20 protein-coding genes, 1 pseudogene and 1 riboswitch are annotated in these 20,279 nt (G+C 65.1%); of the genes and pseudogenes, 17 read left to right on the forward strand and 4 right to left on the reverse strand.

Annotated features, from left to right (window positions below):
• Positions 1–2: 2 nt before the first annotated feature.
• On the reverse strand, positions 3–809 hold the full coding sequence (locus L0C60_RS00760) for a carbohydrate ABC transporter permease (protein ID WP_234507878.1): 807 nt from the start codon (positions 807–809) through the stop codon (positions 3–5).
• A gap of 170 nt (positions 810–979) precedes the next feature.
• Here L0C60_RS00760 and L0C60_RS00765 point away from each other — a divergent pair, with 170 nt between their 5' ends.
• The 17 genes and pseudogenes from L0C60_RS00765 (at position 980) to L0C60_RS00845 (ending at position 17,456) form a co-directional block, all read left to right on the forward strand.
• Positions 980–2,485, forward strand: a complete 1,506-nt coding sequence (locus L0C60_RS00765; protein ID WP_234507879.1) for an alkaline phosphatase — start codon at positions 980–982, stop codon at positions 2,483–2,485.
• A gap of 106 nt (positions 2,486–2,591) precedes the next feature.
• On the forward strand, positions 2,592–3,770 hold the full coding sequence (locus L0C60_RS00770; protein WP_234507881.1) for a hypothetical protein: 1,179 nt from the start codon (positions 2,592–2,594) through the stop codon (positions 3,768–3,770).
• Positions 3,767–4,198 carry a hypothetical protein gene (locus tag L0C60_RS00775; protein ID WP_234507883.1) on the forward strand — a complete coding sequence of 144 codons (432 nt, stop codon included), beginning with the start codon at positions 3,767–3,769 and terminating at the stop codon, positions 4,196–4,198. Before L0C60_RS00770 ends, L0C60_RS00775 begins: the two co-directional genes overlap by 4 nt.
• Positions 4,176–5,030, forward strand: a complete 855-nt coding sequence (locus tag L0C60_RS00780; RefSeq protein ID WP_243092386.1) for a metal ABC transporter substrate-binding protein — start codon at positions 4,176–4,178, stop codon at positions 5,028–5,030. The genes L0C60_RS00775 and L0C60_RS00780 overlap by 23 nt, the downstream gene beginning before the upstream one ends.
• A gap of 40 nt (positions 5,031–5,070) precedes the next feature.
• Positions 5,071–6,222 (forward strand): YncE family protein, encoded by a 1,152-nt coding sequence (locus tag L0C60_RS00785; RefSeq protein WP_243092387.1) that lies wholly within the window; start codon positions 5,071–5,073, stop codon positions 6,220–6,222.
• A 201-nt stretch (positions 6,223–6,423) separates the two neighbouring features.
• Positions 6,424–6,612, forward strand: coding sequence for a ferritin-like domain-containing protein (locus L0C60_RS00790; protein ID WP_234507976.1), 189 nt, complete (start codon positions 6,424–6,426; stop codon positions 6,610–6,612).
• 268 nt (positions 6,613–6,880) lie between these two features.
• The gene (locus L0C60_RS00795) at positions 6,881–7,201 is read left to right on the forward strand and encodes an antibiotic biosynthesis monooxygenase family protein (protein WP_234507889.1); all 321 of its coding nucleotides are present in this window, start codon (positions 6,881–6,883) and stop codon (positions 7,199–7,201) included.
• The gene (locus L0C60_RS00800; RefSeq protein WP_234507891.1) at positions 7,194–7,811 is read left to right on the forward strand and encodes a DUF3386 family protein; all 618 of its coding nucleotides are present in this window, start codon (positions 7,194–7,196) and stop codon (positions 7,809–7,811) included. The genes L0C60_RS00795 and L0C60_RS00800 overlap by 8 nt, the downstream gene beginning before the upstream one ends.
• On the forward strand, positions 7,808–8,716 hold the full coding sequence (locus L0C60_RS00805; protein WP_234507893.1) for a heme/hemin ABC transporter substrate-binding protein: 909 nt from the start codon (positions 7,808–7,810) through the stop codon (positions 8,714–8,716). The genes L0C60_RS00800 and L0C60_RS00805 overlap by 4 nt, the downstream gene beginning before the upstream one ends.
• Positions 8,717–8,819: 103 nt before the next feature.
• On the forward strand, positions 8,820–9,851 hold the full coding sequence (locus L0C60_RS00810) for a FecCD family ABC transporter permease (protein ID WP_234507895.1): 1,032 nt from the start codon (positions 8,820–8,822) through the stop codon (positions 9,849–9,851).
• Positions 9,852–9,906: 55 nt separating this feature from the next.
• Positions 9,907–10,626 (forward strand): annotated as a pseudogene (locus tag L0C60_RS00815) (ABC transporter ATP-binding protein); the annotation flags it as partial.
• 403 nt (positions 10,627–11,029) lie between these two features.
• Complete coding sequence (locus tag L0C60_RS00820; protein ID WP_234507902.1) at positions 11,030–11,845, forward strand: ABC transporter substrate-binding protein; 816 nt, start codon at positions 11,030–11,032, stop codon at positions 11,843–11,845.
• An 84-nt stretch (positions 11,846–11,929) separates the two neighbouring features.
• Entirely contained in the window at positions 11,930–12,898 is a 969-nt protein-coding gene (locus tag L0C60_RS00825; protein ID WP_234507903.1) for an imelysin family protein, read from the forward strand.
• The gene (locus L0C60_RS00830; protein ID WP_234507905.1) at positions 12,898–14,082 is read left to right on the forward strand and encodes a di-heme oxidoredictase family protein; all 1,185 of its coding nucleotides are present in this window, start codon (positions 12,898–12,900) and stop codon (positions 14,080–14,082) included. Before L0C60_RS00825 ends, L0C60_RS00830 begins: the two co-directional genes overlap by 1 nt.
• Positions 14,083–14,135: 53 nt before the next feature.
• A riboswitch (cobalamin riboswitch) is annotated at positions 14,136–14,291 on the forward strand.
• A 160-nt stretch (positions 14,292–14,451) separates the two neighbouring features.
• Complete coding sequence (locus L0C60_RS00835) at positions 14,452–14,805, forward strand: acyl-CoA thioesterase (protein WP_243092416.1); 354 nt, start codon at positions 14,452–14,454, stop codon at positions 14,803–14,805.
• A complete protein-coding gene (locus L0C60_RS00840; RefSeq protein ID WP_243092417.1) occupies positions 14,805–15,776 on the forward strand; it encodes a ribonucleotide-diphosphate reductase subunit beta in 972 nt (323 codons plus the stop codon). Before L0C60_RS00835 ends, L0C60_RS00840 begins: the two co-directional genes overlap by 1 nt.
• Before the next feature lie 9 nt (positions 15,777–15,785).
• Positions 15,786–17,456 carry a ribonucleoside-diphosphate reductase subunit alpha gene (locus L0C60_RS00845; RefSeq protein WP_234507908.1) on the forward strand — a complete coding sequence of 557 codons (1,671 nt, stop codon included), beginning with the start codon at positions 15,786–15,788 and terminating at the stop codon, positions 17,454–17,456.
• On the opposite strand, the gene L0C60_RS00850 is transcribed toward L0C60_RS00845, so the two are convergent.
• The 3 genes from L0C60_RS00850 to L0C60_RS00860 all read right to left on the reverse strand — a co-directional run bounded on the left by L0C60_RS00850 (position 17,453) and on the right by L0C60_RS00860 (position 20,275).
• A complete protein-coding gene (locus L0C60_RS00850; RefSeq protein WP_234507910.1) occupies positions 17,453–18,148 on the reverse strand; it encodes a glycosyltransferase family 2 protein in 696 nt (231 codons plus the stop codon). The two genes, L0C60_RS00845 and L0C60_RS00850, sit on opposite strands and share 4 nt — an antisense overlap.
• Positions 18,141–18,875: a 5'/3'-nucleotidase SurE gene (gene surE, locus L0C60_RS00855; protein ID WP_234507912.1), complete on the reverse strand. Its 735-nt coding sequence runs from the start codon at positions 18,873–18,875 to the stop codon at positions 18,141–18,143. The genes L0C60_RS00850 and surE overlap by 8 nt, the downstream gene beginning before the upstream one ends.
• Before the next feature lie 80 nt (positions 18,876–18,955).
• Positions 18,956–20,275 (reverse strand): ABC transporter substrate-binding protein, encoded by a 1,320-nt coding sequence (locus L0C60_RS00860; protein WP_234507914.1) that lies wholly within the window; start codon positions 20,273–20,275, stop codon positions 18,956–18,958.
• Positions 20,276–20,279 lie beyond the last annotated feature (4 nt).

The raw sequence follows: 20,279 nt of genomic DNA on the forward strand, positions 1-20,279 counted from the left end.
GGCTAAGCGTCATAGTGTACACCTCGCTCCAAGCGGGGTAGAGCGGTGAGGGCGAGGAGGGTGAGAGCAGTGAGCAGGACAAGGCTCAGGGCCCCCGCTTGGGAAAAGTCAAAGTACTCAAATCCTAGGGTGTAAATGCGGTAAAGAAGATGGTCCGTGGCGCCCATAGGGCCCCCTTTCGTGAGCACGAAGATGTGGTCCACGTTCCTCAGGGCCCCCAGCACGGCCATTACCCCCACGAAAAAGGTGGTGGGGGAGAGCAGGGGCAGGGAAATCCGCAAGAAGGTGGCGACCCGCCCGGCCCCGTCAACCCGGGCGGCCTCGAGGAGCTCCCTGGGAATTGCCTGGAGCCCAGCCAGGTAGTAGAGCATGTACAGGCCCGCATCCTTCAGGATGCCCACCAGGGCCACGCTCAAGAAGGCGCTAAGGGGTTCCCCTAAGGGGTTTTGTAGCCCTAGTGCCTGGAGGAGGTTGCGAAGGGGACCCAAGGGGTTGAGCAGGTAGAGGAAGACAGCGGCAAAGGCCACCGTGGGCAGGATGACGGGGTGAAAGATAAGAAGCCGGGCAAGCAGCCTTAGCCGGCCGTCCCCCTCCACCGCCACGGCGGCCAACAGGCCCAAGGCTACGGACAAGGGTACCGTGAGGAGCGTGTAAAGGGCGGTAACCCTGAGGGCGTTGAGGTTCTCCGGGGCAAGCAGCTTAGGGAGTGCGGGAATGCCCTCCTTAGCCGCCACCGCAAAGGGGAGGTAAGTAAAGGCTGCCAGAAAGATGAGGGTGGGGAGGAGGAGCAAAGCCCAGGGTCCCTTCATGCCTGAGAAGACGTTACCTGCGTCCTGTCAGGACAGGGTCAGCTCGGGTTGGGCCTGGTGGGTACCTTGCGGCCTTCCGGCGGTAGCGGAGGGGAAAACCGGCGTTAGGGCCCGGCCATGACACGCTCCTGAAAAGGCACCTATAGTTTTGGTCCTGGAGGTGATATGCCGTGAAAAGGCGTGACCTTTTAAAAGGCGGCCTCATGGCGGGGGCCCTGGCCCTTATGCCCAGGGGAAGGGCCCAGGGGGCTCCCCAGAACGCTCCTTCCCTAGGGCGGCGGTACCGGAACCTCATCGTCTTCGTCTACGATGGCTTTTCCTGGGAGGACTACGCCGTGGCCCAGGCCTACGCCAGAAGGCGCCAGGGGCGGGTCCTCGCCCTGGAAAGGCTTCTTGCCCGCTACCCTAACGGCTTGGTGAACACCTATAGCCTCACCAGTTACGTCACCGAGTCCAGCGCCGCGGCCAACGCCATGTCCTGCGGGGTGAAGACCGTAAACGGGGGCCTGGCCATCCATGCGGATGGCACGCCCCTCAAGCCCTTCTTCGCCGCCGCCAAGGAGGCGGGGAAGGCGGTGGGCCTGGTCACCACCACCACCGTCACCCACGCCACACCCGCAGGGTTTGTGGTGTCCAACCCCGACCGCAACGCCGAGGAGCGGATTGCCGAGCAGTACTTGGCGTTTGGGGCCGAGGTTTACCTGGGCGGTGGGGACCGGTTCTTCAACCCGGAAAGGCGACAGGACAAAAAGGACCTCTACGCCGCCTTCGCCCAGGCGGGTTACGGGGTGGTGAAGACCCCGGAGGAGCTCGCCCGCACCAACGCCAGCAAGCTTCTTGGGGTCTTTTCCGATAGCCACGTCCCTTACGAGGTGGACCGGCGCTTCCAGGGGGTGCGGGTGCCGAGCCTAAAGGAGATGGTCCAGGCGGCCTTGCCCCGCTTGGCCTCCTATCGCAACGGCTTCGTCCTCCAGGTGGAGGCGGGCCGGATTGACCACGCCAACCATCTGAACGATGCCGCGGCTACCCTCTGGGATGTCCTTGCCGCCGATGAAACGCTAGAGCTTCTCACCGCCTTCGTGGACCGCAACCCCGACACCCTCCTCCTCTTGGTTTCCGACCACGCCACCGGGGTCGGGGCGCTTTACGGGGCGGGGCGGAGCTATTTGGAGAGCTCCACCGGGATTGACCTCCTCGAGGCACAAAAGGCGAGCTTTGAGCACATGCGTCGCCAGCTTGGCAACAACCCCGACGCCGCCCAGGTGAAGGAAGCCTACCGGTCCATGAAGGGCGTGGCCCTCACGGACGAGGAGGCGGAACGGGTGGTGCGGGCCATCCGCGAACGGGTCTACTGGCCGGAGGGCGTGCGCCAAGGGGTGCAGCCGGACAACACCATGGCTTGGGCCATGGTTCAGCGCAACGCAGCTAAGCCTGACCGGCCCAACATCGGCTATAGCTCTGGGCAGCACACGGCAAGCCCCGTGGTTCTCGCCCTCTACGGGCAGGGCCTCCGCTTCTTGAACCTGGGGCTTGTGGACAACACCCACGTTTTCCGCCTCATGGGGGAGGCCCTGGGCATCCGCTACCAGAACCCGGTGATGAGCGAGGAAGAGGCCTTGGAGGCGCTTAAGGCGCGGCCCCAAAGCGTGCGTCACCCTGAGGACGTTTGGGCCTAGGCGAGGGGCTCCTCCTTCCGCCCGCCCCCGCAGGGGGCGGGTCCTTCTCTGGGGCTTGACTTTTTGAGATTGCATTGTCAATATCAGTCACTTGAGGAGGTGCGCCGTGCGCGAGTGGACCAAGATCTTCCTCGGGTTTACCCTCCTTTTCCTCTCCCAGGCCCTGGGCCACGCCGCCGTACCTGAGAGGCCGGAGGCCTTTGAGGCGGAGGCCCGGCTCTTCGTCCTGGACAACCGGCCGGGGTATAGCCGTCTCCTCGCCTTGGACCTGCCCGGGGGCCAGGCGGTGGCGGAGCTCTCCCTGCCTCCCCGGGGCATGAGCCTGGTGGCCACGCCCTCGGGCCGCTACCTTCTGGTGTCCCGGGGTCGGGATACGGACCGGCAGTGGCTCACCGTGGTCTGGACGGGGAAGGAGGAGGGGCGTTGGAGCCGGCCCGTGATCGCCAAGAGCTTCCTTCTGGGACGGGGGTGGAACATCGGCCACGGCTCGGAGGCCTACACCTTGGGGGGCAAGCTCCTCGCCTTCGCCGAGCGGGACGCCCTGGCCTTCCGTTTTGATGAGGAGGCTTTGGACCCGAAGGCGGCCTTCCAGGCGGAGACCCTGAGGCTCCCCAACCCCGACCACTACCACGTGGTGGAGGCCCCGGAAGGTACGTACCTCACCCTCTTGGCCCGGGGGCAGGTGGTCCTCTTTGACCGGGAGCTTCGGGCGGAGCGGGGGCGCTTCGCCTGCCCTGTGGAGCACGGGGAGGCCTTCCACCCCGAGACGGGCCGGAGCTTTTTCGCCTGCGCGAAGGACGTGCTGGTCCTGGAGGGGGGTAGGGAGCTTGCCCGCCTGGCCTACCCCGTGGGCGAGCGGGTTGGGGCTTTCCTGAAGGGGGATGGGGTTTTCTTCGGCTACTCCGACAAGGTTACCCACCTGCAGCGCCTGGACCCTCGAGGCCCCCAGCTAACCCCCATCCCCCTCGGGGGCGCGCTGCTAAGGGCCAAGGCCGACGGGAAGCGGGTTTACGTCCTCCTCACCGACGGGAGGCTCCAGGTGCTGGAGGGGCGGGAAGGGAAGCTTCTTAGGGAGCTCCGCCTTGCCCGGCCTTTCCCGGAGATGGAGGAGGACACCGGGGGCGCCATCTACCCCGACCTGGCCCCCTGGCCCGAGCGGGGCCTCCTCTACGTGAGCCTGCCCCATCTGGGCCTCGTGGCCGAGGTGGACGGGGAGAGGGGCCGGGTGGTCCGGTACCTGCACACGGGGGGTAGCCCCACCCGCCTGGTTCTGGTGCGGCCATGAACCCCATGCCCGTCTTCATGTACCTCCTGGGGGTGGATGCGGCCCAGGGCCTCCTCGAGGCCCTGGGGTACCGGAAGGCTCCCCATCCCAAGGGGGTGGGCTCCAGCCTCTACCTGGGGGAGGAGGCGGTGCTCCACTCCACGGGGCTCTGGTACCGGGGCGTGCTCTACCTCAGGCCCAAGGAGCGGTTCTACCGGGCTTCCCTCCCGCCCTATCCCCCGGAAGTGGCCCCCCAAGCCGAGCCCCTTCCCTTTGGGGAGGGCCTCGCCCACTACCTGCCCTTCATCCAGGCCCACGAGGAGAGGGTGCGGGCCCTCCGGGGGGAGGGACGGGAGCGGCTTTTGCGCCACCTCCCTCCCGTTGCCCGCCGCCACCTGAAGGAGTGGAAGTCCCTTTGGAGGAGCGATGAGGAGGCTGCTCGCCCTTAGCCTCTTCGCCGCCTCCGCCCTGGCCCAGCTCCAGGTGGCGGCCACCACCACCGTCTTGGCGGACCTGGTGCGCCAGGTGGGAGGGAATAGGGTCCGGGTGGAGAGCGTAGTGCCCCCCGGGGCCGATCCCCACGCCTTTGACCTGCGGCCTTCCACCGCCTCCCAACTCTCCCGGGTCCGCCTCCTCTTCGCCAACGGCTTGGGCCTGGAGCCTTACCTGCCAAAGCTCAGGGCCCTTCTACCCCCGGGGGCCAGGGTGGTGGAGCTCGCCCCGGGGATGCCCGACCCCATCTGCGGCCTCCTGGGCCTCCGGGAAAAGGGGGTCCACCTCCACGGGGACTGCGACCCCCACCTGTGGCTGGACCCCACCTACGCCCTGCGCTACGCCGAGCGCATTGCGGCGGCGCTCGCCCGCCTGGACCCGAGGGGGGAAGGGGCGTACCGCAAGAACCTCGAGGCCTTCCGCCAAGCGGTGGAGCGGGAGGACCAGGCCCTTTCCGCCTGCCTCGAGGGGAGGCGGCTCAGGGTGGTGGTGAGCCACCTGTCCCTCTCCTACCTGGCGCGGCGCTACGGCCTGGAGATCGTGGGGGCTCTTAAGGACGCCCACGGCCAGGAGGGAAGCGTCCGGGAACGCCTGGCCCTCTTTAAGGAGGCGGAGGCCAAGGGGGTGGACCTGGTGGTGGCGGAGCCCCAACTGGATCCTGCTCCTTTGCGCCGGCTGGCGGAGGAGCTTGGGGCGAGGCTCGTGGTCCTCTACACCGACGCCTTGGACCGGAGGGTGCCCACGTACCGGGACCTCCTCCGTTGGAACCGGAATGCCTTGTGCCCGTAGCCCTTTACGGGGCCTTTGGCCTCGAGGGAAAGGAGGAACGATGCGAGGGAGAAAGGTTGCGTTTGCCGCGGTTTTGGCCTTAGGTCTTGCCCTGGCCCAAGGGGAACACGCTCACGGCGAAGGGCTTTTCCGCCGCCTGGCGGTGGCGGACGGGAAGGAGCCCCTGGTGCGGGTTATGAGCGAGGATGGGAAGGAGCTTGGCCGCTTCACCGTGCCTTCCCCCGCCCGCCTCTATCCCCTTCCGGGCGGGCAGTACGTCCTGGCGGTCCACCGGGATGCCGGGGCGGTGAGCTTTCTCTTCGGGGGTTTCCGCCTCGAGGACCACGGCGACCATCGGGATGTGAAGGAGGAGAACCCCTACGTGGCCGCCACCCTGCGCACGGGGCCTAAACCCACCCACATCTTCGCCAACGAGGATACCCTGGCGGTCTTCCACGATGGGGACGGCACCTTGGCCCTCTTTGACCTGAGGCGCTTGGGCCTGGACTTCACTCCCGGGCTCATCGCCACCGGTAGGGCGGACCACGGCGCGGTGGCCCTCCTGGGCGAGGCGGTCCTGGTGGGGGGGTTGGAGAGCGGTAGGGTGGAGGTTTACACCCGGGAAGGGAGGCGGGTTCTCCCCCTGCCCCAGACCTGCCCCCGGCTCCACGGGGAGGCCGTGCTAGGGGAGGTGGCCGCCTTCGGGTGTCTGGATGGGGTGCTCCTGGTGGAGCGGCGAGGCCAGGGGTTTATGGGGCGCAAGGTGGCGAACCCTCCCGGAAGCCCCGAAGGGGCCCGGGTGGGTACCCTGGTGGCCCATCCCAGGGCGGGGGTCTTCGTGGGGAACTTCGGCCAGGGCCTCGCCTTCTTGAAGCCCGGGGAGGGGCGGATGGAGGTCCTGCCCTTGCCCGCCCGCCCCTTGCGCTTTGGCTTCGGACCGGAAGGGGAGGCCCTCTACGTCCTCACCGCCGACGGGCAGTTCCACAAGGTGGACCCGGTGGCGCGCCGGGTGGTGGGGAGCCTCGAGGCCACCTCCCCCCTGGACACCGCCCCGGGGCTTGCCCTGGGCCACGGGGTGGCCTACCTGGCCGACCCCGTTCGGGGCGAGGTGGTGCGGGTGGACCTGGAGGAGTGGAAGGTGGCGGCCCGCCTAAAGGTGGGGGGCATGCCTCTGGGCTTGGCCCTCTTTGAGGTGGAGGGGGTGAAGCACTAGCGCCTGTTTCCCTTTCGGCCCCGGCCATGGGCCGGGGCCTTTTGTGCTCCTTGACAAACTACTGAGAAGACATTATCATTAAGTCGCTATGCGCCTGGCCTACGTTTTGGCGAGTCCTCGGGCGGCAAGCCACAAGCTCGGGCAGATGACCTTCAAAGCCTCGGTGTCCGTCCCGTGGAAAGGCCGAACTTCGTCTATCCTGTGGAGTTTCTCCCTAGAAACCAGCTCGCCATTCTGCGCTTACTCAACGCTTTGGAGGACGCTTTTGTGGGGGCATACCTAGGGGCTTTGCCCCTCATCGCCAACAAGGACATCCTGAAGGCGGGGGGGCGATCCTCGGCAACGAGGCCGCTCACCGCGCCACGGTGCGGGCTTCCCGCATCCTTTTAGGGGACCAGGAGCTCCCCGGTCCCCGCTCTCCGGCGGACCGGGCTTTTGAGGTGGCCATTACCCCCGAGGAAGCGCAGAAGGCGGTTTCGGGTTTTGTCCGTAGGTAAGGTCGGATTCTCCAGTCCGCGGGGGCTTTTCCCGCGGGCTGGGCCCTTTTGGAATAGGAGCCTGTTGCGAACGGTTATCGTTCCTAATACTCACAAAATCCGACCGGAATACTTGACATTCTTGGGGGTTTCCCCTAGCCTCCCCTTAGGGAGGTGATGGTGTGTTTGTGGTCATGAACCGCATACCGGTAAAACCCGAGTATGCCGAGCGGTTTGAAGAGGTTTTCCGCACCCGGGCCCGCCTCGTGGACCGGATGCCGGGGTTTGTCCGCAACCTGGTTCTGCGGCCCAAGAGCCCAGGGGACCCCTATATCGTCCTCACCTTTTGGGAGAGCGAGGAGGCCTTTCGGGCTTGGACGGAAAGCCCCGAGTTCAGGGAGGGCCACGCGCGAAGCGGTACCTTGCCCAAGGAAGCTTTTGCGGGTCCGAATAAGCTAGAACTTTTCCAGATAATCTTGGACTCGGAGGTGGAAGGTGGTTGAGAGCCTTCCCGTCTGGGCCCTCCTAAAACGGGCAAGGGAACGAATATACACCTTGCCCGAGACTTTCCCCGGCTTTTCCGCAAGCGTTGCTTTCTACTTCAAGGGCCTCTGGTACTTCGGGCGGGTGAAGGTGGAGGGCTTCCGCCCGGAAGTGGAACTGCCCGAGGGTATGGGCCCCCTTGCGGAGCGGGAACTGGCCTCCTTGTTGGGCCACCGTCGGCCTGTGCCCTTTGAGGAGGGGGAAGGGCGCTACGCCATGCGCTTGGTGGAAGAGGGCCCCTTGGGTACCGCCATCGCCTTGAATGACCCTTTCCGTTCTCGCATCTGGGTGCGCCATGGCCGCATAGAGGTCATTGAGCGCAGCCTGGCGGAGGGTTCCTTCCGCATTCACCTCGAGGCCTGGCAGGAGGTGGGGGAGAAGCTGTTGCCCAAACGCTTCTTTTTGGTCCACCGGGACCCCAAGGGGCGGCTGATCAAGGTGGAACGCTTCCGGGATACCTATGCCTCTTTCCAAGGGTTGTGGCTTCCCGTGGAGCGGGAGGTGGTGGTGGAGGCGACGGATATGGAAACGATAGTCCTGCGCCTAGAGGACGTGGAGGTGTACGCATGAGGGGGCGAAGCGGCGTGGCTTTCATGGCAGTGCTTTCCTTGCTAGCCTGGGCGCAACCCTACCGGGTGGTGGACGCTAGTGGGAAAGCGGTGGAGGTGCGCTCCATTGAGCGCATCGTAAGCCTGGATGGCATTACCACGGAGATCCTCTTTGCCTTGGGTGTAGGGGACAAGGTGGTGGGGCGGGATGACTCCAGTTACTATCCGCCCCAGGTCCTTCGGCTTCCGAGCGTAGGGTACCAGTTCCGTCTCTCTGCCGAGGGCATTCTCTCCTTGAAGCCTACCCTCGTCATTGGCCGGGAGGATGTGCGCCCGCCCCAGGTGGTGGACCAACTCCGGCAAGCTGGGGTGGCGGTTGTCCTGGTGCCTGCCGAACCCAGCGTGGAGGGGGCCAAGCGCAAGATCCGGGTGGTGGCGGAGGCTGTGGGCCAAGCCGCAAGGGGCGATGCTTTGGTGCGGGCTTTGGAGCGGGACCTTTTGGCTTTGCGCGCTTTCCAAGCGCAACACGCTTCCCGAAAGCTACGGGCGCTCTTCCTTTACCTACGGGGACCGGGTACCACCTTCGTGTGCGGCGAGGGCAGTACCCCTGTGGGCGTCATGGAGCTAGCGGGGCTTGAGAACGCCGCCAAGGGCATACGGGAGTGCCAACCCATGACCGCGGAGAGCGTGGTAGCGGCCCGGCCGGATGTCCTTGTGGTCTTCAAAAGGGGCCTGGAGAGCGTGGGGGGCCTCGAGGGCCTTCTCAAACTCCCCGGCGTGGCGCAAACCCCCGCAGGGCAAAACCGCCGCGTGGTGGCCATGGACGACCTTTACTTGGGGAGCTTCGGGCCCCGGGCAGGCCGGGCTGCCCTAGACCTGTTCCGGGCGGCTTACCTGATGGACGGCTTCGTGGAGGTGGGACCGTGAGGTCGTACCTTATCTGGCGGGCCTTCCTGAAGGCAGCCTTGTTCCTCGCGCTGCTCGGCAAACCCCTACCCCCTCGGTTGGACGCTTTCTGGGAGGAGCTGCCGTGACCCGTGGCCTGCCGCTTGGCCGCTTCCGTCGCTACCGGCTGGTACTGCTAGGGTTGGTGCTCCTCCTTGCCCTGGCCCTCTTGCTGGGGGCGGCCCTTGGGGCCTATCCCATTCCGCCCTTCTCCATTCCCGGCATCTTGCTCAAGGGCGAAGGGGTGGAGTACCAAGTCCTTACCGCCCTTCGCTTGCCCCGGGTCTTGGGGTCGGCTCTGGTGGGTGCCCTTCTTGCCCTGTCGGGGGCGGTGCTGCAAGGGCTTTTCCGTAACCCTCTAGTGGATCCGGGCCTCATCGGCGTGTCCTCCGGGGCCGCCTTGGGCGCTGCCATCTTCATCGTCGTGTTGCCCGGGGCGGGCGCCTTGGAGGTATACGCCCTACCCCTCTTTGCCTTCCTTGGGGGGCTTCTCGCCACCCACTTACTTTGGCGCTTAGCCCAAACGCCCTGGGGCGTCCAGGTATCGGTGCTTCTCCTTTCTGGGATTGCGCTAAACGCCCTGGTGGGGGCGGGCATCGGCCTTCTCACCTTTGTGGCCAGCGAGCAGGAGCTTCGTAGCCTCACCTTTTGGACCCTGGGGGGCTTTTCTGCCATTACCTGGCACCTCCTTCTGGCGGGGCTTCCCTTTGGCCTTCTCGCCTTCCTTCTCCTCCTGCACTTGGCCCGTCCTCTGAATGCTTTGGTTCTGGGGGAGCGGGAGGCGTTTCACCTTGGGGTGGACCTCGAGGCCCTCAAACGGCGGGCAGTGGCCGGGGCAGCTTTGGGGGTGGGGGTGGCCGTGGCCTTGGCCGGGGGCGTGGGGTTCTTGGGGCTCGTGGCGCCTCATCTTTTCCGCCTCCTGGCGGGGCCCGACCACCGCTACCTGCTCCCGGGGGCGGCCCTGTTGGGAGCGGTCTTGGCGGTAACCGCCGATCTCCTGGCCCGGACCTTGGCTGCCCCGGCGGAGATCCCCGTGGGCGTGGTCACGGCCTGTCTAGGAGGTCCCTTTTTCCTCTATCTGGTCCTGCGGTACAAGCGGGAGGTGTTCCGTGCTTGAGGCGAGAAACCTGGGTTACCGAGTGGGCGAAAGGTGGCTTATCAAGGGCGTGGACCTTGCCGTGCGCCCAGGAGAATTCCTGGCCGTCTTGGGGCCTAATGGGAGCGGCAAGAGCACCCTCCTCCGCCTCCTTGCCGGTGAGCTTCGGCCCACCCAAGGAGAGGTGTGGCTTAGGGAGCGTCCCTTGGCCGCCCATACTCCGCAGGCCCTGGCCCGGGTGCGGTCCGTGCTTTCGCAGCACCGGGAAATAAACTTCCCCTACACCGCTTATGAGGTGGCTTTCCTGGGGCGGCTTCCCCACCTTGAGGGAAGGCGGGAGCGGGAGGAAGACCATGCCAAGGTCAGGAGTGCGTTGGTGCGGGCCCAAGCGGGAGACCTGGCCGAAAGGCTTTACCCAAGCCTCTCCGGGGGTGAGGCCATGCGCGTGGAAGCGGCGCGGCTTTTGGCCCAGGAAGGGGATCTCTTCCTCTTGGACGAGCCCACCAACCACCTAGACCCGCGGTATGCCTTAGAACTCCTCTGCCTCTTTCGCGCCTTGGCCTACGAAGGGAAGGGGGTGGTGGCGGTCCTCCACGACCTAAACTTGGCGGGGCTTTTCGCCGACCGCATCCTCCTTTTGAAGGGGGGAAGGTCTGTGGCGTATGGAGCTCCTCAGGCCGTCTTGCACCCCGAGCTTTTGGAAGAGGTCTACGAGGTTCCCTTCCGCGCCTTAGGGCACCCGGGGGCTTTTTCCTTTCTCCTGCCCGTGCCCAAGGAGGTGGTCCGTGGAGCCTGAGCACGCCCAGGTGGTGGCCCGGATTTCCGAAAGCCGCTATCTTGCCCGATGCTCGTGCAACGGCGGCACCTACCACCTGCATTGGGATGCGGGTACCTTTCGCCTTACCCCGGAAGGCCTCCTTTTCCTGGCGCAGGTTCTAGAAGACCTCCTGTCCCGGGGCGGCGATGGGGTGGTGTGGTTGGGTGCAGTGGGTCTACGGTTCCGGGAGGGAGAAGGGCAGGAACTCCTCCGCCTTCTGCGGCGGGGGCTTGTGTGGCAAAAGGCAAGTCCTGTTGGGTATTTTCGCCATCTGAACTAGAATATGCGGAAGATAGCACGTTTGGCTTCGGTTTACCTGGCTTCCCTAGCTTTGGCGCAGGGCGGTTGCCCAGGTGGGGGGGTACCCCATGACCTGGGCGAGGTGTGCTTGGCCAAGACCCCGGAGCGGGTGGCGGTCTTGGATTGGCGCCCCCTCGAGGACCTCCTCCTCCTGGGGGTCCGGCCCGTGGCGGGAGCGGACCTGGCGGACTTTCCCAGGTGGGTGCGGATGGATCTTCCCCAGGGGATCCAGGATCTCGGGGGACGCATGAACCCGAGCCTTGAGCGCCTAGCGGCGCTTAAGCCAGACCTCATTCTGGGCTACACGGGTTTCCAGGCCAAGCTTTACCCCGAGCTTGCCCGCATTGCGCCCACGGCCCTTTACGACTACTTACCCTCAAGCGGGCAACTCGCCGCCATGCGCCGGCACTTCCTCCTGCACGCTCGCCTGGTGGGGAAGGAGCGCGAAGGGGAAAGGCGGTTGGCGGATTTGGACCGCTTCCTAAGCCAAACCGCCGACGCCCTGCGACAGGCGGGACTAGCGGGGAGGCCCTTCCTCTTGGTGCAGGCGTGGGCCCGGGAGAAGGTCTACAACGTCTTCACCCGCGACACCCTGGCTTCCGAGCTCCTAGAGGCCGTGGGCCTGGCCAACGCTTGGAGGGGAAAAGCGGAGGCCTATGGTCTTTCTCGGGTAGGTGCGGAAGGCCTCGTGCGCTTGGTACAGGACAACCCTGGGGTGCTCGTTTTCCTCATCGCCCAACCGGAAAACAACCCTCTGGCGGACCCAGCGGTGGGTCCCTTGCTCCGATTGGCAAAGGCTCGTGTGGTGGCCTTAGACCCCAGCACCTGGACGTATGGCGGGCCCCATTCTGCCCGCGTTTTGGTGGAAGGAGTACGGCGTTCTCTCTTGGGGAGGTAAACCGTGTGGCGTTCTCTCTGGATAGCCCTAGGTTTTTTGGGTCTTGCGTGGGCGCAAGGGTTTAGGGAGGGGTTAGCGGCCACGGTGTCGCCCTTGGTGGAGGGCCTTGCGGCGCAGAGTGGGCTTTTGGCGCAGGCAGCGCGGGCGTTTGCGGGAAACCCCACCCCAGACGGGCTCCATCGTCTACAGCTCCTTTGGCACGCCGCCCGGGATTACTGGGAAGAGTTGGAGGCTTTCGCCTTCGGTCCGGTAGGGGACTATGACCCGTACCTGGATACCTGGCCCATAAGCCCTGAAGAGCTCGCGCGCTCCCTAGGGACTTCCGTGGAAAACCTTCCCCCTGAGGTGCGGGGTTTTCATGCCCTGGAATACCTGCTCTTCCAAGCGCTCCCCAAGGAAGCCGAGGGTTTGCGCCACCTAGCCCTTTTGGCGGAGGACCTTGCCCGCCAGGCCGATGCGCTCCGGGAACGGTACGAGGCCTACCTGCAGGAGGCCTCGGAGGAAGAGCTCGCCTCGGAACTCTACGCTGCCAGCTTGGAGCTGGCCGAGGAGCTCTTCAGCGAAAAGCTTAGAAACCCGGAAAGCCCCTATGCGCGGCGCTCGGCTGAGGATTACCGGGCCAACGGCCGAGGGTTGGCCAAGGCCTTGGCCCTCCTAACCCTTCAAGGCAACTCCTGGGCATTGACCCTGGACCTTCAGGCAGCCCTTGCCAACCTACCAAGCCCCTTGGAGGAGGCTTGGGATGATCCCCGGGTGGAAACGGCCCGAACGAAGGCCATGGCCCTGTACCGCGCCCTCTCCCAAACCCCGGTGGGAGGCGCCAAGGAGCGGGCGCGCCTTTGGCTACGCACCTTCCGCGAAGAGTACCTGGGGGAAGGGGAAGTGGACGAGGGACTTGCCGCTTTAGAGGGCCTGGAGCAAGCGGTACAGGCACTTCCCGAGGCGCAAGAGGCGGTGCGCCTTTTGCAGGCTATCCGGGCTAAGGTGGAGGCCCACGCCCCCGCTGAGGAGGTGGAGCCTATTCTCAGCGCATTGGAGGAGCTTTTGCGCTAATGCGGAAGGGGCTCTTTTTCCTCTTTGTCCTACTCCTCGGAGCCCTTCCTGCCCGGTACCTGGTGAACGACGCCTCGTCCCGGGCCTTCGGCCACCCCTTACCCGGGTTGACGCCCGAAGAATTGGAGGCGTTCCGCTTGGGGGACCAAGCCTTCAACCGGGTTTTCGTGAGGGAGGACGGCCTGGGCCCTCTTTTTGTTCACCAGTCCTGTGCCGGGTGCCATGTGCGGGATGGCCGGGGTCGGCTGGCCTTCGCCGAGCGGAGCGAGGCGCTCGTGCGCACCCGGGCTCCAAACGGCCTGGACCCCCATCCCCGTTTCGGGTGGCAACTCCAGGACCACGCGCTTTTGGGGTTGGAGCCTGAGGGGAGGGTGGCCCTCCGCTTTGAGGAGGTGGAGGGAAGGTATGTGGACGGTACCCCTTACCGCCTGCGCCGGCCCCATGTGGAGGTCTTGGACGCCAACGGGTTCCCCGTGCCTGGGCGGTATAGCCTCCGCTTGGCTCCGCCCGTCTTTGGGCTTGGGCTTTTAGAGGCGGTCCCCCAAGCGGTACTGGCCGCCTTAGAGGACCCTGGGGACCGGGATGGGGACGGGGTGTCGGGACGGCTTGCCTACCTGGAGGGGGGACGCGTGGGACGGTTCGGGTGGAAGGCCAGCGTGGCCAGCCTGGAGGAGCAAAGCGCCATAGCCTACCGCGAGGACATGGGCCTTTCCACGCCCTTGTTCCCCGAAGAAGACGGAAAGGTGGAGGTTTCCCAGGAAGAGTTGGAACGGGTGGCCTTTTACCTGCGCCACCTGGCGGTGCCGGCACCGCGGCACCGCCCCGAGGACCTTAAGGGGAAGCGCCTCTTTCGGGAAATCGGGTGTGCCGCCTGCCACCGGGAGAACTTGGCCGGACTTCCCGCCTACACGGACCTTCTCCTGCACGATATGGGCCCCGGTCTGGACGACGGGGTTGCGGAAGGGGCGGCCCAGTCCCGGGAGTGGCGTACCCCGCCCCTTTGGGGCATCGGGCTTACCCGGCAGGTGCTTGGGGAGGAGGCGTATCTCCACGACGGCCGGGCCCGGAGCTTGGAGGAAGCCGTTTTATGGCATGGAGGGGAGGCGGAAGCGGCCAAGAAGCGTTTTCTCGCCCTGCCCCGAGAGGACCGGGAGGCTCTGTTGCAGTTTCTCAAAGAGCTTTAGCCGAGGGCCTTGACCAGGGGCCCAACCCATGGTAGTCTCCCCGCAGGGGTACCCAATACCTAGGGTGCCCTGGCCGCGATGCCAGGCCGACAGGCCTGGACGCCTTTGGGCGGTGGGGGAAGTCCGGTGAAAGTCCGGCGCTGTCCCGCAACGGTAACCGGCCCCACCTGGCCGGAAGCCCGAGTACCCGCTTCGCGGCCCTGCCCCGTAGCCCTCGAGGCAAGGGTGAAGGTGGTGATGCGCATGGGACCTTGACCTGACCCTTTCCCCCAAAACGCGTAAGGACCAGTGTACGGCTGGCCCAAAGAGGAAGCGGCTTTCGCCTACTTTTTGCCCGGTTTGGAGGAGGTGCTCGTGCGGGAAACCCGCATGGTGTATCCCGTGTTCCCGGGAGAGACCAACCACTACGGAACCCTTTTCGGTGGCACGGTCATGGCCTGGATGGATCAAGCGGCTTTTGTGGCCGCTACCCGGCATGCCCGGTGCAAGGTGGTCACCGTGCATGCGGACGCCGTGGACTTTAAGCATCCTGTGCCCTTGGGCTCCATTGTGGAGCTGGTGGCCCGGGTGGTGGAGGTGGGGCGTACGTCCATGCGCGTGGCGGTGGAGCTTTGGGTGGAGCCTTTGCAAGGGGAGCGGTACCTTGCCGCTCAAGGGGGTTTTGTGTTGGTGGCGCTGGATGCGTCGGGCCGACCCACGCCGGTGCCTCCTTTGGAGGGATGATGCTCACTGAGCCGAGGTTCCATTACCGCCCTTACGAGTATCCCGAACTTCTGCGTTTCCGGGATGCCATCCGGCATAGCTACTGGGTGCACACGGAGTTCAGTTACACCGCCGACGTTCAAGACTACGCCCTAGTAGATGAGAAGGAACGCGCCTTGGTGCGGCGGTCCCTTTTGGCCATCGCCCAGGTGGAACTTGCCGTCAAGCTCTTCTGGGCCCGGATCTACGACCGCTTTCCCAAGCCGGAGGTGGCGGAGGTGGGGATGACCTTCGCCGAAAGCGAGGTGCGCCACGCCAACGCTTACGCCCACCTCCTGGACCTCCTGGGGCTCAACGAACACTTTCAGAAAGCCCTGGAGGAGGAGACCGCCCTGAAGGAGCGCCAACGGCTTCTTCAGGACGTCCTGCGCCGGGCCCGGGAAGAAAACCTAAAGACGTATGCCCATAGCCTTCTCCTCTTTGCCGCTTTTACGGAGCACATCTCTCTTTTCTCCCAGTTCTATGTCCTCATGGCTCTAAACCGCCGTGCGGGGCGTTTCAAGGGCATTTCTAACGCCATAGAGGCCACCAGCAAGGAGGAGAATATCCACGGCCTCTTTGGCGTGGAGCTCCTGCGCCTCCTCCGCAAGGAGCTCCCCGAGCACTTCGGGGACGGCTTTGCTGAGGAGGCCTTGGCCTGGGCCGAGCGCTTTTTCCGCGGGGAGGAGGCTTTGGTGGACTGGATCTTTGCCCAGGGAGACGTGGAAGTAGTTTCCCAGGAGGAGGTCTTGGAGTTTCTTAAGCACCGCTACAACGAGGTGCTTTCCCTCCATGGCCTTCCTGCCCCCTTTACGCCCAGGACCGAGCTCCTTCGGGATACGGAATGGTTCGCCCTCGAGCTCCTTGCCGACAAGGAAGTGGACTTCTTCAACAAGCGCAGCGTGGCTTACGCGCGGCGCGTGCAGAGCTACGATCCGGATAGCCTTTTCTAAGGAGGCGCCATGGTAACGGTAAAGCGGGAGTACAAGCCCTGGTACTGGGTCAACGAGTGGACGCGGCTTTACATGAGCCGCGGTTACCTCCTTCCCGGGGTGAGCGTGGAGGAGCGGGTGCGTCAGATCGCCCTCCGGGCCGAGGCGCTTACGGGGATCCCGGGTTTTGCGGAGAAGTTTGCGCGCTACGTGGCCTACGGCTGGTATTCGCTGGCCACTCCCGTCTGGGCCAACTATGGCCTCAAGCGGGGGCTTCCCATCTCCTGCTACGGCACCTACGTGGAGGACGATACCGCCTCCATCCTTCGGGCGGTGGCGGAGATCGGCATGATGAGCAAACAGGGGGGCGGAACCTCGGTCTACCTTGGGGAGCTTCGGCCTCGAGGGGCCCCCATCCGCGATAACGGGGAGAGCAACGGCTCCTATGCCTTCGCCAGCCTTTTTGACCGGGTGATTGAGGTCTTCAACCAAGGTTCTACCCGTCGCGGCCAGTGCGCTGCCTACCTGCCCATAGAGCACCCTGACTTCTGGGAGTGGACCCGTATCCAACGGGAAAACTCCGAGATCCAGTCCCTTTTCTGGGGCGTTTCTGTGGGGGATGCTTGGTTGGAGTCCATGATTGCCGGGGATCGGGAAAAGCGGGAGCGCTGGGCCGCCGTCCTCAAAAGCCGTGCGGAGGTGGGTATCCCGTACATCTTTTTCCGGGACAACGCCAACCGGCAGGCTCCCGAGGTTTTCCGCAAGCTGGGTAAGACGATTTACGCCAGCAACCTCTGCACGGAGATCATGCTCCCCTCCAGTCCGGAGGAGAGCTTCGTGTGTTGCCTCTCCTCTCTAAACTTACTCCACTTTGATGAGTGGAAGGACACGGATGCTGTGGAGACCTTGGTCATCTTCTTGGACTCCGTTTTGGACGACTTCATAGAGAAGGCGGAGGGCATCCCCTACATGGAGCGGGCCGTGCGGTTTGCCAAGCGGTACCGCGCTATTGGGATAGGGGTCCTGGGGTGGCACAGCTACCTACAGTCCAAGGGCATTCCCCTGGAGAGCGCCGATGCCCTTTTCCTCAATAACCTTATTTTTAAAACCATTCGGGAGCGGGCAGAAGAGGCTTCCCGGTGGCTGCGTGCCCGCCATCCGGAAGATGAGTTGGCCGAGGTCATGGAACGGCGCAACGCCACCCTTCTCGCCATCGCTCCCACCAAGTCCAGTTCCTTCATCCTCGGCCAGGTATCCCCTTCCATTGAGCCCTATACCAGCAACTACTACCTCAAGGACCTGCAAAAGGCACGGGTTCCCTTCAAAAACCCCTTTCTGGAGGAGCTCCTCCGGGAGAAGGGCAAGGACGAGGAAAGGGTGTGGCGGAGCATCCTGGAGCACAACGGTTCGGTGCAGCACCTGGACTTCCTGAGCGAGGAGGAAAAGGCTGTCTTCAAAACCTTCGCCGAGGTTTCGCAGAAGACCCTGGTGAACCTGGCTGCGGCCCGGCAACGGCACATTGACCAGGGGCAGTCCCTGAACCTGGTGATCCACCCCGAAGCTCCGCCCAAGGATGTAAACGAGCTTGTCCTCCACGCCTGGCGCTCTGGCCTCAAGAGCCTTTACTACCAGTTCAGCGCCAGCGCTGCCCAGGCCTATAGCCGTGACCTTCTCCTCTCCTGCCGGGCTTGCGAGGGCTAGCGGAGCCGCAGGTGGTCCTTGAGGGGGGTAGGGGGTAGGCCGTGTTTGGCCCGGAGGCGCGCCAGGTAGAAGGCCCTTTCCTCTATACGTTTCCCGTAGCTTTGGTTCTGCCCGTGGACCCGAACGCCGATATTGGGGCCCCGCAGGTAGTGGAAGGGGAGGCCCGCCTGGTGGGCGCGGAGCCAAAGGTCCCAATCCCAGTAGTCCCCCATGCTGGGGTCAAGGCTGCCCAAGGCGAGGAGTGTGGCCCGGGGTAGGGCTGTGCCGGAGGCCAGGATGCGGTTGTCCTGGAGAAGCCACTCCCCCGCCTCCCCCGGGGCAAAGGGGAGGACCTCGAGGCCTACGAGGAGGACCCCTTCCCCGTAGGCTACCCCCTCCCCTCTTCCGAGGGCCCGCCAGACCCGGTGCAGGTAGGTGGGGGTGAGGAGGAGGTCATCGTCGTCCAGGAAGAGGACGATTTCCCCTTGGACTTCCTCCAGTCCCGTGAGGCGGGCCTCCACCTGCCCCCGGCCCCGGTTCCAAAGAGCCCGGATCCTGGGATCTTGGAGGGAGGAGGCCGCCTCGAGGCCCTCCCCCTCCCCGTCCTCCACCACCAGGGCCTCAAAGGCCGTGAAGGTCTGCCGAAGGAGGGAGCCCAGGGCCTCTAGCAAAAGGCCAGGGCGGCCCTTGGTGGGGATGAGGACGCTAATCATGGGCTAGGCTTGGCTGCAGGCGTTTTTCGTCCGTGAGGTCCAGCCGCAAGGGGGTGGCGGCGATAAAACCCTGCTCCACCGCCCAGCGGTCCGTCCCCTCCTCCGCCTCTTGGAGGGGCTTGGCGGCGAACCAGTAGAGGGGCCTGCCCATGGGGTCCTCCCCCGGCACCACCACCCCCTCGTAGGCCCGCACCGACTGCCGCGTCCAGAGGAAGCCCTTGGGCTCGAGGGGAAGGTTCACGTTCACCAAGAAAGGAGCGTTGAGCCGGAGGAGGGTTTCCAAGGTACGCACGATCCATGGCTTCAGGCGCTCAAAGTCTGGGGTTCTGCCGTTTAGGGGCACGCTAAAGGCGGCGGCGGAGAGGCCAAAGAGCCGCCCCTGTTTGGCGGCGGCCACCGTGCCGGAGTGCCAGATCTCGTGCCCCAGATTGGTCCCCAGGTTTACCCCCGATAGCACGAGGTCTATGGGGCCAAAGAGGTGTAGCCCCAAGGCCACGCAGTCGGCGGGGGTTCCCCGGACCCGGTAGGCGGGGAAATCGGGCCCCGGCAAGGGGGCGGGATGGGGATAGGCCCTCACGGGATGGGCGATGGTGATGGCGTGCCCCGTGGCGCTTTGCTCCGTTTCCGGGGCCACCACGAAGACTTCCCCCAGGCGGGTTGCCGCCTCGGCCAAGGCCCACAGTCCCGGGCTAAAGATGCCGTCGTCGTTGGTCACCAGAATCCTCATGCCCTAAGGGTAGGGGCCGGGTGTCAGGAGGCCATCAGAAAAGGCCCCGGGCTTAGCCCGGGGCGGCTTTTTGCGGCTTGTTAGCGGCTTGCCACGCTCCGGTTATAGCGTTCCAGCGCGGCATCCGCCCGGGCCTTGGCCTCCTTCAAGGCATCCCGGGCGGGTTTGCCCCGGAGGACTTCCTCCCAAGCGGCCTGCACGTACTGGCGGATCTCGGGGAAAGCGCCCATCAAGCACCCTGCGCTGGCGCTATTGACCTTACTGGTACCCAGTTGTTGGATCGCCGTGGTGTAGTTGGGCTGGCGCACGTGGGCTTGGCGCACCTCGGGAAGTTCGGTCACCCCCTTCACCACGGGGAAGTAGCCGGTGTCCAGGTGCCACTGGGCTTGGGTTTTGGGCTCCAAGAGGAAGCGCACGAAGCGCCAGGCGGCCTGGGTTTCCCCTTCGGAGAAGCCCCTTAGGACGTAAAGGGCTGCGCCGCCAATGGCCACCCCGTTCCGTTCCCGCAGGTAAGGGTAGTAGGCGGTGCGCAGGGGGAAGCGCCCCCCCACCTGGCGAAGAACCCCCGTGAGGCTCGCCGTGGAGTAGGCGGCGATGGCCGCCTGGCCCTGGGCGAAGAGGCTTTGGGAGTCAGCCCAGTTCCGGCCCGTGTTGGCCGCCACGCCTTCCCGCACCAGGCGGGCGTAAGTGTCCAGGAAGGCCACAGCGGCCTCGTTGTCAAAGGTCACCGCCGTGGCCCTGGCCTTGCGGCCGTTTTCGTTGTTGCAGAAGTACTCGCCGGAGTTGTAGGAGATCTGCTCCACGAACCAGGAGTCAATGGGGATGGAGAGGCCGTAGCGCACCGTGCGCCCCTGGGCGTCCTTTTTGGTGAGCTTGCGGGCAGCCTCCTCCAGGTCCTTTAGGGACCAGGTCGGCCTGTAGGGGATTCCGGCTTCCTGGAAAGCGGCCATGTTGAAGTAGAGGATGGGGTTGGAAGAGTTAAAGGGGAGGCCGTAGAGTTTACCCTCGAGGGTGTAGTAGCTCCTGGGTTGGGGCAGGAAGCGGTCCAGGTCAAACCCGTCCCTTCGGGCCAGATCCTCCAGCGGCACCACAGCCCCGGAGTCCGCCATGATCCGGGCCCCGATATCGTAAACCTGGATCACGTGGGGGTAGCCCCGGCCTGCCCGCAGGGCGGCGAGGAGCTTGTTGATGCCGTCGTCGTAGCTCCCCACGTATTGGCTTTTCACCTGGACAGCGTTTTGGCTCCGGTTGAACTCCTGCACGAGCTTTTCCGTGGCCTCTCCTAACACCCCGCCCATGGAGTGCCAGAACTCCACGGTCACCCGTTGCGCCTGGACGGGGGCTAGGAGGAGCCATCCCAAGGCGCTAACCTTGGTCAATCCCAAGAACCATGTCCGCATACGC

The sequence above is a fragment of the Thermus hydrothermalis genome (assembly GCF_022760925.1).
Lineage (GTDB): Bacteria > Deinococcota > Deinococci > Deinococcales > Thermaceae > Thermus > Thermus hydrothermalis.